The 13,501-nt window shown below is 38.0% G+C and carries 10 protein-coding genes; 4 read left to right on the forward strand and 6 right to left on the reverse strand.

The annotated features are described in order from the left end of the window. Positions 1-173: 173 nt before the first annotated feature. The gene (locus CFE53_RS02655) at positions 174-1,433 is read right to left on the reverse strand and encodes a TIGR00300 family protein (RefSeq protein WP_148120355.1); all 1,260 of its coding nucleotides are present in this window, start codon (positions 1,431-1,433) and stop codon (positions 174-176) included. Between the two features lie 103 nt (positions 1,434-1,536). Between CFE53_RS02655 and CFE53_RS02660 the strand changes: the two genes are divergently transcribed. Both CFE53_RS02660 and CFE53_RS02665 read left to right on the forward strand, forming a co-directional pair. Beyond that, positions 1,537-2,160, forward strand: coding sequence for a TIGR00296 family protein (locus CFE53_RS02660; protein ID WP_253254770.1), 624 nt, complete (start codon positions 1,537-1,539; stop codon positions 2,158-2,160). 9 nt (positions 2,161-2,169) lie between these two features. Beyond that, a complete protein-coding gene (locus CFE53_RS02665) occupies positions 2,170-3,249 on the forward strand; it encodes a THUMP domain-containing protein (RefSeq protein ID WP_148120356.1) in 1,080 nt (359 codons plus the stop codon). Here CFE53_RS02665 and CFE53_RS02670 read toward each other — a convergent pair. Then, the gene (locus tag CFE53_RS02670) at positions 3,239-3,583 is read right to left on the reverse strand and encodes a DUF192 domain-containing protein (RefSeq protein WP_148120357.1); all 345 of its coding nucleotides are present in this window, start codon (positions 3,581-3,583) and stop codon (positions 3,239-3,241) included. The genes CFE53_RS02665 and CFE53_RS02670 overlap by 11 nt on opposite strands. Beyond that, positions 3,564-4,400, reverse strand: a complete 837-nt coding sequence (locus tag CFE53_RS02675) for an ATP-dependent Clp protease proteolytic subunit (RefSeq protein ID WP_148120358.1) — start codon at positions 4,398-4,400, stop codon at positions 3,564-3,566. Before CFE53_RS02675 ends, CFE53_RS02670 begins: the two co-directional genes overlap by 20 nt. Before the next feature lie 177 nt (positions 4,401-4,577). Here CFE53_RS02675 and CFE53_RS02680 point away from each other — a divergent pair, with 177 nt between their 5' ends. Further along, complete coding sequence (locus tag CFE53_RS02680; RefSeq protein WP_148120359.1) at positions 4,578-5,696, forward strand: AAA family ATPase; 1,119 nt, start codon at positions 4,578-4,580, stop codon at positions 5,694-5,696. Between the two features lie 470 nt (positions 5,697-6,166). On the opposite strand, the gene trxR is transcribed toward CFE53_RS02680, so the two are convergent. After that, positions 6,167-7,081, reverse strand: coding sequence for a F420-dependent thioredoxin reductase (trxR, locus tag CFE53_RS02685; protein ID WP_148120360.1), 915 nt, complete (start codon positions 7,079-7,081; stop codon positions 6,167-6,169). A 405-nt stretch (positions 7,082-7,486) separates the two neighbouring features. On the opposite strand from trxR, the gene CFE53_RS02690 reads away from it, so the two are divergent. Further along, entirely contained in the window at positions 7,487-8,515 is a 1,029-nt protein-coding gene (locus tag CFE53_RS02690) for a tetratricopeptide repeat protein (protein ID WP_148120361.1), read from the forward strand. A 160-nt stretch (positions 8,516-8,675) separates the two neighbouring features. Here the strand turns inward: CFE53_RS02690 and ileS are convergent, their stop codons facing one another. Together ileS and CFE53_RS02700 are read right to left on the reverse strand one after the other, a co-directional pair. After that, positions 8,676-11,801, reverse strand: coding sequence for an isoleucine--tRNA ligase (gene ileS, locus CFE53_RS02695; protein ID WP_148120362.1), 3,126 nt, complete (start codon positions 11,799-11,801; stop codon positions 8,676-8,678). Positions 11,802-11,813: 12 nt separating this feature from the next. Further along, complete coding sequence (locus CFE53_RS02700) at positions 11,814-13,370, reverse strand: 2-isopropylmalate synthase (RefSeq protein ID WP_148120363.1); 1,557 nt, start codon at positions 13,368-13,370, stop codon at positions 11,814-11,816. Between the last annotated feature and the right edge of the window lie 131 nt (positions 13,371-13,501).

Below are 13,501 nucleotides of genomic sequence, written 5' to 3' on the forward strand. Positions count from 1 at the left end.
GATAATGGTACAATTAAATACCTATTTACACTTATAAAATACAATATAGTAGCAAAAATTCCCGATAAAATACCTACACTGATTACAGATAAAAATCTTCCTATACCTATCAAATCTCCCAAAATTCACTGTTTTACCTTTTATCATAGATGGATAATTTATAAAAGTAAAATTTAATCATCCCTACCTTTCTCCTTCTCCAGCCTCTCCAACTCCTCAACTAAACAGTTGATAAACACCCCAACATCTGTAACAACACCTATGGCCTGGGAAGTACCTCTATCCATCAGTTTCGTTACAGCATCTGAGTTGATATCTACACAGATGGTTTTTATATAGGATGGCATCAAATTCCCAGTTGCTATGGAGTGAAGTAGTGTAGACATCATCAGAACCATCTTCTTATCTAACAGTAACTCCCTCATCCTATCCTGGGCCTCTACAACGTCGGTTATAACATCAGGGAGAGGACCGTCGTCCCTTATGCTTCCAGCTAATACGTAAGGAACGTTGTTCTTTATACACTCGTACATTATACCCTTTTTTATTACACCTTGCTCTACAGCCTCTCTAATACTACCAGCCTTCATAATGGTGTTTATAGCGTATAGGTGATGTTTATGTCCTCCTAATACTGGTTTTCCCGTTGAGATATTTACACCTAAGGAGGTGCCATATAGAACACTCTCTATATCGTGGGTTGCAAGGGCATTACCAGCAAAGAGTGCCTGAACGTATCCCATCCTTATCAACTTTGCAAGTGCAGGGCCTCCTCCAGTGTGTATTACTGCAGGACCTGCCACCACCACTATACCTCCCTTTCCAGTTTTTCTGTACTCCTCCCTTATCTTGTACATCTCCCTTGCTATCTTCTTTATAATAGCCTCCTTTGGTTTCTCCGCAGAGACCTCTGACTTCATAAATTCAAATAACTGTCCCTTCTCCCTAGGTCTCTCCGGTGGCATCACCCTTATACCTTTATGACCTACAACTACCAAATCTCCCTTCTTAACCTCCCTTATAACCTTAGTCTCTGCTCTCATCTTCTCTGGATAGACAACGATAACTCCATCCATCTTAGGTTTTTCAACCTCTATCCACTGGCCCTTGTACTTTATATAGGTTGGATGGTTAGTTGTGGAGTAAAACCCATCTGGTAGTACCATATCCCTCTCAGCCCTCTTTACCTCAACATCCTCGACCTCTGGAATCTCCGCCCCAATATTCTGTAATTCCTCCAATATCTTATCTAAATGGGCCTGATCCTTCCCTATTACAAGTATTCTTGCATAGGAAATATCAGTTTTTCTCTTACCTATGTCAAACTCCAGTACCTTGTAGTCCCCTCCAAGTTCCAGTATGGTATCAAATACCCTTGGTAAAATAAGATTGTCTATTATATGTCCCTTTAACTCAATCTCCCTTGCAAACATAGAATCACCTTGATAGATACTAATAAATACAATAATTAATCTAACTACTTATAAATAATATGTCCCTACCTCAATCATTACTAAAAAATTCAAAGGAGATAATATGGATATGGAGGCCGTAGATAGGCTAACCTTAGAAGAAGGTACATACGCTGTAAAGTACGCTAGAGCAGTTATTGAAAACTATCTAAAGGGTAAAAATATCGTAGTGGTAAATTATCCTAAAAAGTTTAATAAATATAGGGGTGTTTTTGTAACTCTCCATACCTATCCAGATCGTGAATTAAGAGGGTGCATTGGAATACCTGAACCTGTCATGCCCCTTATAGAGGCTCTAAGGGAGGCTGCTATAAGTGCTGCAGTTAAGGACCCAAGATTTCCCCCAGTAACTGTAGATGAGATGGATAACATAGTGGTAGAAGTTAGTGTATTAACACCACCTAAGTTGATAGAGGTAGAGGAGCCCCTAGAATACTTGGATAAAATAAAAATAGGAAGAGATGGATTGATAATAGAATATGGTGCCCATAGAGGATTATTACTACCTCAGGTCCCGGTAGAACAGGGATGGGAAGTTGCAGAGTATCTATCTAATTTATGTCTTAAGGCGTCCTTACCTCCAGATGCCTGGCTCAAGTATCCTGTAAAGATATACTCCTTCCAGGCTCAGATATTTGAAGAGGTTAGTCCTAGAGGTCAGGTGGTTGAGAAGAGTTTGATAAAGTAAGGGGTGAATATGGAAACTGGATTTTTACTTTTAAAGGAACATGAAACACTTCCACTCTCTGAGTTAAAGGCCCTCTTAGAAATCTATCCAGTAGGTGATAAGTTAGAGATCATAGACAACTACGGAGTTGTATCATCCTCCTTAGATAGGTCTGTTCTTGTTAAATATATAGACAACATTATTAAAAAGAGCGCCTATATTGAGGAGGGACATCTTTTAATCACTGGAGTAGAGTACAGTGGATCTCTAAAGAAGGGACTTGAAACTCTTCTCCAGAGGTTAAGGGAGTTATCATCGGAAGATCTTCTTAACACCCTCCAGATGGATCCATCTAAGGATACCTTTGCAGTTAGGACGATAAAGATAAAGGATGATAAAGATATAAATTCTCCAACTATCGAGAGGATCGTTGGAGGTATTCTAAAGGAGAAAACTAACGCAAAGGTAAACCTTGAAGAGCCATCTAAGGTTATAAAGGTAGTAATACTTCAAAATAGGATATACTTGGGATTACTTGTAAGAAAGAGAGACAGAAAGTACTTCTACAACAACAGGCCCCATCTAAGGGCATACTTCCACCCTGGAAGTATCCTCCCAAAACTTGCCAGAGGGATGATAAACTTAGCCAGGTTGAAGGAGGGAGAAATACTGTTAGATCCCTTCTGTGGAGTAGGAGGGTTTCTAATAGAGGGAGGTATGGTAGGGTGTAAGTTGATAGGTTGTGATATAGATGAGAGAATGATAAGAGGTACATTGTTAAATTTGAAATCTTATAACCTAGAGGATAAAATAATAGAGATAAAGAGAATAGATGCCAAGGATGTTGTAGATTACCTGAAATCTAAGGGTATTGATAGAGTAGATGCCATCGTTACAGACCCTCCCTATGGGATATTGACATCTGTAAAGGGAGATATTATAGATATACTGAAAAAACTTGGAGATATTCTGAAGGATGGAGGGTATATGGTATTTGCCTTCCCTAGGAGAGTAGATTTAGATCTGAAGTTGATGGAGATACATAAGTTATATGTTCATGGTGGCTTAACTAGACACATACATGTGTATAAGAAAGAGCCTATCTCCTGATCTCTATCCTATCTCCTACCTCGATCTTTAAAGTATCATCGCTCCTTATCTCTATCATAGAGTTAGAGTATACCTTAGACCTATAAGTTCTCCAAGGTTTCAGATTTCTGACCACCTCTACAACCTTATTGTCTAGTAAAAATATAACATCTATTGGAAATCTCATAAAAAAGGTATGGATATGGAGTTTTCGCTTTCTATAGTAGAATATCATCCCCTCATTTTTTCCAATATTCTTAAACATCAAACCTAAACCTCTCTTAAAAAAATTATCTGCAACATAGAGGTTATACTCCTTATAACCCTCTTTACTTTTAAATCTTACCTTTAACATCGTCCACCTTTCTGTAAGGTACAGGTATGTACTGTACAGATGGCCTCTGGGTTGTTGGTTGCTTGTAGAGATCGAAGAGTTTATATACCAACGTTGGAACGTTAGTATTCACCTCTATTCCCAACTCCTTTAACTTATCCACTGTTAGTGGGTAGTCATGGGTCCATTTCCCTGTAGAGAGAGTCTCTGCAACTTCCCTGGCTTTCTCCTCTGGCATCTTATCCTTCAAGAGATTATATACAAACTCCTTCACCTGTGCTATAGCCTTTTTGGAGATATCTGCAAGTATCAACGTCTCGTCATCAAGTTGATCTATGTACTTCCTCTCCACCACTTTTAAGATAGAGGCTGCTGGATAGTTACCTAACTGAGGATCCACAGGCCCCAGTACAGCATTTTTGTCCATGATGATCTCATCTGCAGCCAGGGCTATTAAGGTACCTCCACTCATGGCGTAGTGTGGTACAATTACTGTAGTTTTAGCCTTATGTTCCTTCAACGCCATAGCTATCTGCTCACTGGCTAGTACTAACCCACCTGGAGTGTGAAGTATTAGATCTATAGGCATGTCATCTGGTGTCATCCTTATAGCCCTAAGTATCTCTTCACTGTCCTCTATGTTTATAAATCTATATATAGGGATACCAAAAAGTGCTAACTGTTCCTGCCTATGAACCATTACAATTACCCTAGTTTTTCTCTCCCTCTCCAACTTCTTTATACAGTTGTATCGCTGTATCTGTATCCATCTAAAGGTACTATGGGAGTATAGAATAAGAAATATAAAGAACATCCAAAAAATAACTGTGGGATCCATAATTGCACCATAGAGGTTATTTTTCGTTAGAGATCTTATTTTTTATTTTAGTTATTTTTATTATTATTTTTATAAAGTTGGTATAGATAAAAAGTTATATAACTTACATAATATTTATATATATTATTAGTAAGATTAATTATTTACTTTTGATAATAATATCTGAGGTGTTTTTCAATGAATAGAATAAACTTGGGCACCATAAAGATAAAATCCTTAGTTTCTGAAACTGCGAAGATATCTGATAAAGTTATAGCGTTGAAGTACGTCATAATAAAACCTGTGGGATTTCCAATTAGGATAAACAGTGAGAATTTAAAGGTTACTATAGAGGATCCTACTTTATTCAACGTCTATGCGAGAGAACAGTGGGAGGGCGAGACTGTAAAGGAAGGTGACTATCTCTTTGATAACACCATCATTCCAGATTATGCATTTAAAGTTGTATCTACCTATCCATCTGATGGAGGTATTATTACAAGGGACACTCTATTTAAAATAATAACTGAGAGAGACGTGGGAAGTAGGTCCTTTAAAAAGGCGAGATTCCATGATATTATAGGTCAGGAGCATGCAAAGAAGAAGTGTAAGATCATTATAAAGTATCTCAAACATCCTGAACTATTTGGAGAGTGGGCTCCAAAGAACGTTCTCTTCTATGGACCTCCTGGAACTGGAAAGACACTGATGGCAAGGGCCTTAGCCACTGAAACTGACGTTCCTCTCTATCTGATTAAGGCCACTGAATTGATAGGAGAGCATGTTGGAGATGGTGCCAAACAGATAGAGCAACTGTACAGCAGGGCACTGGAGGACAAACCTTGTATAGTATTCATCGACGAGTTAGATGCAATAGCCCTCAGTAGACAGTACCAGTCCCTCAGAGGAGATGTATCTGAGGTAGTAAATGCACTGTTGACAGAGTTAGACGGTATACATGACAACGACGGAATAGTGACCATAGGAGCCACCAACAACCCAGATATGTTAGACAGTGCTATAAGGAGCAGATTTGAGGAGGAGATAAAATTTGAATTACCTAAAGATGAGGAGAGACTGCAGATCATGGAACTATATAAGAAAAAGATGCCTATAGAGGTCAGAGCAGATTTAAGAAAGTACGTAGAGAAGACAAAGGGCATGAGTGGAAGGGATATAAAGGAGAAGTTCTTAAAACCAGCCCTCCACAGAGCCATATTAGAGGATAAGAAGTACATAGATGAGAAAGACCTAGATGCAGTATTGGCAGAATTGAACAAATCTAGAAGGGAGGCACCACTCCATCTCTACAGATAAATACTTTAAGTGAGAGATTTAATTGTTAAACATATAAAAGAGTGTTATACTAAACATTTATCGAGAATCTCGATTAAAATAGGGATATATAAATTATTATAAAATAAATATAATAAAAAATTAAAAATTTTGATTAAAAAAATTCTATACATTATATTTTTTCTGATATCCCTAAGAACCCCAGGAAAAGACAAATTCCCTCACAACACTTTAAGCAGTATTTCCACTTTCTATAAAATCTATTTAATGTTTTATAATGTTAAAGAAAAAGTTTAGTTAAGATCTACTCTACCTTTATTAATTGTATAATAATGTAAAAATATATATTCATGCTTTTTTATGTTATATAATTATTTTAAATCTAATAAAAATAAATAATAAATGTTAGAGAATATCTTTTAGCGCTCAAAGTATCTCAGAAATGACCGGTAGACTTATTCTTTTTTTCTAATACTATTCTTTTTTATTTTTTAATTTTTATCCAATCTATTTAAATACTTTACAACACTTGCCATTGCAACAGCCCCCTCTCCAACAGCCTTAGAAACCTGTAAAACTCCTCCTGTAATATCCCCACAGGCAAATATACCATCAATATTGGTTCTACAATTCCTATCTACCTTTACAAACCCTCTATTTAACTCCACCCCACTACCCTCTAAGAACTGGGAGTTTGGCTCATGCCCCATACTTATAAAGATCCCATCGCCTTTAATAACCTTCTCCTCACCATCTAGCGATATCAACACACCTTCTGCCTTCTCCTTCCCAAGTATCTTTATAACCTTTGCATTTTTTATTACAGTAATATTCTCTGCTTCCTTTAACCTATCTAACATGATCCTCTCAGCAGGTCTCAACTCTTTTTTATCTGTGATTACTATAACACTCTTTGCAATATCCTTTAAATTCAGTGCGGACATGATAGCAGGCGTATCTCTACCGATTACAATTACATCCTTATTTAGATAGAAGAAGGCATCACATGTGGTACAGTAGGAGACTCCTCTCCCAACGAACTCATCCTCATTTAGTCCCAACTTTTTCTCCTTAGTTCCAGTGGCAATTACAACACTTTTAGTGATGTAAGTATTATTTTCTCCTATCACCTTAAAGGGCCTCTCCCCTGTTTCTATCTTTACAACGGTGTCATATACTATGTCTAAATTAAATTTCTTGGCATGCTTTACAAATCTCTCTGCCAACTCATATCCCCTAATATTCTCAAAACCTGGATAGTTCTCTACAATCCCAGCCTCTGCTATTTTCCCTCCTTCTCTTTCCTTTTCGATACATATAGTTTTTAACTTTGACCTCATGGCGTATATTCCTGCAGTCAATCCAGCAGGACCTCCCCCTATTATTACTACATCGTAGATGTCCATATTTACACCTTAGAACTTTTATAATTACAATTACATTTATAGGATATTAATTTTATGAATATCTATATTTTATAGATTTCTAAAAAATAATAATAAAGATAAAAAAGGTAAAAAACTTTTCTAATTTCTTTTTTTTTGGATATCTAATACCTAAAAAGATAGAATTTATAGATTAAAGATCTAATTTAAGAAAAAGAATTACCAGGCTCTATCTACCTCTATTAGTGCCCAGGCATTCCAGAAATCAAAGTAATTTTTATATTTTATTCGAAATTTTCGAGATTTAATTAGTATAATATTTTTTGTTTATAATTATTATATAATATAATAGGATAAAAATAGTTATAAAACTGGGAACTTCTCCTTCTGATGTTTTATAAGATATAAAGGTGACGGTGACAAATAATGATACGGAAAAAGAGACCAAATACAACATATGCAAAGGCTTGGAAAAACAAGGGGGTATCTCTTAGTAATTTAGGCCAATATAAAGAGGCGATAGAATGCTTTGACAAGGCACTGGAGATAGATCCACAATACGCTAATGCATGGAGGAACAAAGGAATAGTTCTTAGTAAGTTAGGAAGATATAAAGAGGCTTTGGAGTGTTTTGATAAAGCATTGGAGATAGATCCTCAATATAAAAATATATGGGTAAATAAAGGGATAACACTCAGTAATTTAGGGAGGTATAAAGAAGCACTAGCATGTTTTGATAAGGCACTAAAGATAGATCCAGGGTATAGTACTGCATGGATAGCCAAGGGAAATGTCCTTCGTAAGTTAGGGAGAGATAAAGAAGCCCTAAAATGCTTTGATAATGCATTAAAGATGAAACCAAAGTCTAGAAAGAGTAAGCCAAAAAAACATAAGAAAACGGTAAAACACCATAGCAAGGTATTAAAGACAAATTCAAGATCTGCAAAGATGTGGAAGAACAGAGGAGTTGCCTTTGGTAATCTAGGTAGATATGTGGAGGCAATAGAGTGTTTTGATAAAGCATTGGAAATTGATCCAAGATATGCGGCTGCGTGGAACTACAAAGGAATAGCCCTTTATATGTTAAAAAGATACAATGAAGCGATAGAATGTTTTAATAGAGCATTGGAAATAAATCCAAGGTATGCAACTGCATGGAACAACAAAGGATTTGCTCTCTATATGCTAGGTAGATATAATGAGGCAATAGAATGTTATAAGAGGGCATTAAGGATAAATCCAAGGTATGCAACTGCATGGAATAATATGGGAAATGCTCTCTATATGCTAGGAAGGCATGAAGAGGCAATAGAATGCTTCGATAAAGCGTTAAAGATAGATCCAGGATATGTAGACGCCTGGAATAACAAAGGAATAGTTCTTAAAAATCTAGGAAGATATGATGAGGCAACGAGGTGCTTTAATAAAGTACAGGAGATACAAAATTCTATATAAATTACTGGTGTAGGAATCTTTTATTTTTTCAGTGTTCAGCGATCTAAAGAGGCAAATATAAACAAGATTCCTAATTTTTAGTGTTTACTTTCTTTTTTTTGAATATTATTTTTTTTATTTTTTTATTATTATAATTATTATTTTAAAAAAATTTTATAAATTAATCCTTTTTACACCTCTCTATACTTATCTCCACCTTATACTTCTTATTATCAGGCGTCTTTATCTCCCATACCTTTTTATAATCTGGGTTTACCTCATCAAGGAACTTACCTCTTACCTCCCTCTCTATATACTCCAAGGTATCCCTATCGAAGGATACTCCTTCCATCTTTATATTAACCCACTCCTCTATATCCAGATCCATGTCCTTTCTCATAGATTGTATTCTCCTTATAACCTCCCTCATAAGTCCCTCTTTGATGATATCCTCAGTTAGTTTAATATCCATATATACACTTCCTTTAGAGAACTCCACTCCTACTATATTCTCCGGTATCTCCATCTTGAACTGTACATACTCAGGTTTTATCTCATACTCTCCAATTTTAACAACTCCTTCCTTCTCCAACCTCTCCTTAAGTACCTTAGGATCTACAGACTTTATAGCCTCTACAACCTTTGGAACCTCACTTTTGAATACCTTACCTAACTCCCTGTAGTTTGGTTTTACAGATATGCTCTCCTGGAACTCTGCAACTTCTATCTCTCTAACATTTCCCTGCTCCTTTATGATATGGCCGTATTTATTTACTATATTCTCTACTGTAGTTGGTAGTATTATCTTCCATATTGGGTACCTGAGGGTGTATTTTATCCTATCCCTCCCTCTCATAATAGCGTCTATTATCTCCCTAACTAACTCCATATCCTCCTCCAAAGTTTCATCTATATACTCTTCATCTACAGTTATCCTGTTCATGAATACACTCTCTGGCATCTCCTCTGTCTTCAAGTTCTGGTATATCTTCTCACTTATATGTGGAACTACAGGAGACAGTAGGAGTATCAGTTTCATCAGTACGTAGTACAGTGTCTGATATGCAGAGAGTTTTTCAGGATCCTCACTCTCTTTCCAGGTTCTACTTCTTATAAGTCTAATATACCATCTACTTAGATCCTCAAGTATGAAGTCCTTCAACTTCCAGGTGTAGGAGTGGAGGTGTGGTATCTCCAGATCCTCTACTATCTCCTTGGCTAATGTGTTAATTCTACTTATTATCCATCTATCCTCATCCTTAAGGTACTTCATATACTCATCCTTAGGTTGGAAGTTGTCAAGTACCATGTAATTAACTGCAAAGGCGTAGGCGTTCCATAATGTGTTAAATAGGCTCCTAACATCCTTCAACTCGTTGTAGGAGAACTTTATATCCTCCCATGCCTTGTTTGCACTTAGGAGGTAGAACCTTAGAATATCTGCCCCGTACTCCTCTACAACATCATCAGGATTAACTATATTCCCTAAACTCTTACTCATCTTATTCCCCTTCTCGTCGAGGGCGAAGCCATGCATCATACACTTCTTATATGGTACATCCTTGAAGAGGATGGCACTTAGGGCATGTTGGGAGTAGAACCACTTTGTAACCTGATCGTGTCCCTCCACTATGAAGTCTGCCTTTTTTAATTCCCTCAGGTTCATAGAGGCATAAGGTGCCAAACCTGAATCAAACCACACATCTAAGACATCTGGCACCCTCTTCATGACACCTCCACAGTGGCACCTGAGAAATACCTTATCTACAGTAGGTTTATGTAAATCCTCCAGATCTACCTCGTTAATCATCCTCTCCTTCAACTCCTTTACACTTCCAATTACCTCGTAGGAACCACATTTCTCACAGATCCATATTGGAATAGGTATGCCCCAGTACCTCTGCCTACTTATGTTCCAGTCCCCCACGTACTTCACTCCATTTATATACCTTGTCTCCACCCAACTTGGTACCCAATGGACACTCTTAGCCTGCTCTATTATCTCATCCTTTATCTTGGATATCTTCAAGAACCACTGCTCTGTAGCCCTGAAGAGTAGTGGAGTTTTACATCTCCAACAGTGTGGATAGGAGTGTTTTATCTTACCCTCCGAGAGGAGTAATCCCTTCTCCTTCAACCTCTCTATTATATACCTATCTGCCTCCTTTACGAAGATACCCTTCCATAACCCCTCAGTGTATCTACCTCTGTCATCTATTGGAGAGTATATTGGAATACCGTACCTCTTACCAACTTCAAAGTCCTCCTCACCGAAACCTGTTGCGGTATGTACTAAACCTGTACCCTCCTCTAAGGAAACATGCTCTCCAGGTACTACAGTATGAACCTTCTCCATCTCTGAAAACTCCTTAAGTTTCTCGTTCTCCTCCAAGAGAGGTGTAATATACTTTAAACCCTCCAATTCACTACCTTTAACAGTTTTCACAACCTGGTAGTGTTTTATGTTATGACTCTTCTCAGCCCTCTTTACAACACTCTCAACTAGTGGTTCTCCTACAATCCAGTACTCCTCAACATCCCCCTCTTCATTATCTAAGATCACCTTAACGTAGGCGTAGTTAAAGTCAGGATGGACAGCAACTAACATATTTGCCATTAGGGTCCATGGAGTAGTTGTCCAGATTATAAGGTATGTATTCTCTCTATCCTTTAAGGGAAACTTAACGTAGATAGATGGATCTACTACCTCCTTATACTCCCCCCTTACCTCATGCTCTGCCAAGGAGGTCTCACACCTTGGACACCAGTAACCTACCCTAAGATCCTTAGATAGGAGTCCCCTCTCATGTGCCTTCTTTAAGGTCCACCATCCAGTTTCTATGTAATCCCTCTCTATTGGCATATAGGCGTTTTCCCAGTCAAGCCATACCCCTAAGTTCTTAAACTGCCTCTCCATAACCTCCTTATTCCTCAGTGCAAACTCCTTACACTTCTCTATAAACCTCTCAGTTCCAATTTTATTCTCTATATCCTTCTTTGAATTTATCTTAAACTCCTCCTCCACCTTAACCTCTATTGGAAGGCCATGCATATCCCAGCCAGCCTTATCCAGTACGTTATAGCCCTGTAATCTCTTGAACCTCAATACAGTATCCTTTATTATCTTGTTCCATGCGGTTCCTAAGTGTATAGCACCTGAACAGTATGGAGGCCCATCTACAAAGTAGAACTCTGGACCATGTTCCAAGGATTTCTTCACCTTTCTGTAGATGTCCTTCTCCTCCCAGAACCTCTTTATCTCAAGATCTATCTCCCTGAAATTAACCCCTGTTTTTACCTCCTCCATTTGATCACCTCATTAATTTTTTCTGTTTATCATAATCCTATTTATCCCCTCGATTACAGCCTCAACTGAAGCCCTAACTATATCCTCATTTGCAGCCTTTACAGTAACCTCCCTTCCATAACCCTCCAACTTAATAGTTACCTCTGCTAAGGCATCTGTACCTCCAGTTATGGCGTTTATATGATACTCCTTTAACTTTATCTTCTCCCCTATTATGGACTGGATAGCCTTTATGGCAGCATCCACTGGACCAACACCTACCTTAGATGTAATATACCTCTCCCCGTCGATGGTTAATATCACACTGGCAGTAGGTATTACCTTATTTCCCGTCATTACTGCAATCTGCTCTAAATTAACCACCCTCTCTCCCTTTACAGTCCTCTTCGTTATATCCTCAACTATGGCTATCACATCGTCATCTGTGATCCTCTTACCCTTATCCCCAATATCTTTAATCCTCTTTATTATCTCCTTAAACTGCTCCTCTGTAATATTTTCTCCCACTTTAAAACCTAACTCCTTCAACTTACACTCTATGGCATGGGAACCTGTATGTTTCCCAAGTATAATCTTCCTCCTCTGCCCTACGATCTCTGGAGGTATAGGTTCGTAGGTTAGGGCATGGGCAAGTACTCCATGGGCATGTATTCCACTCTCATGGGCAAAGGCGTTCTCCCCAACTATAGCCTTATTTATCTGAAGTTTTACCCCTGTAAGTTTAGATACCAACTGGGATACCTCTGTAAGTTTCTCAGTTCTTATCCCTGTCTCTATCCCGTATATCATCTTAAGGGAGAGTACCACCTCCTCCAGTGCCGCATTTCCAGCCCTCTCCCCAATACCATTTACAGTACAATGTACCTGTTGAGCCCCTCCCTCCACAGCACCTAAGGAGTTAGCCACCGCCAGTCCGAAGTCGTTATGACAGTGTACAGATATAGGCAGTGAGATCTCCTCCTTTATCCTCCTTATAAGATACTCCATAGCCTTTGGAATCATCACCCCTACAGTATCAGGTACGTTTATCCTATCTGCACCAGCCTCCTCAACTGCCTTATATACCTCTATCAGGTATGGGATCTCCGTCCTAGTTGCATCCTCTGCAGAGAACTCTACAATAATACCATGATCCTTTATATACTCCACAGATTCTACAGCCCTTCTTATTATCTCATCTTTATCCATCTTTAACTTGTACTTCCTATGTAGTGGAGAGGTTGCAATAAATGTATGGATAGCATCTACATCACAGTCTATAGCAGTATCTATATCCTTTTTAACGGCCCTCGCAAGGGCACAGATTTCAGCATCCATGTTTAGGGATGTTATCCTCTTTATAGCCTCCCTCTCCCCCTGGGAAGATATGGGAAAACCAGCCTCTATCACATCCACCCCTAAGTTGTTCAGATTCACTGCAATCTCCACCTTCTCCTCTGGAGTTAGAGATACACCTGGCGTCTGTTCTCCGTCCCTTAGGGTTGTATCGAATATTTTTACTCTTTCAGGAAGTTTTAGATCCTTTAGGGCCTCCCTTATAACTTCGTTATCCTCCCTGTAAGGTTTCATAAGTTCCACCTGTGATATGATAAGTGCTATATTTGATACTGTTGTTTAATGTTTGGTATAAATAATTTTTAATTTTAGTTAAACATTTGACTTATAAACTAATATAAATATTATTATTATTTTTAAAATTA

The organism is Methanofervidicoccus sp. A16, from assembly GCF_003351865.1.
GTDB lineage: Archaea > AGJL01 > Methanococci > Methanococcales > Methanococcaceae > Methanofervidicoccus.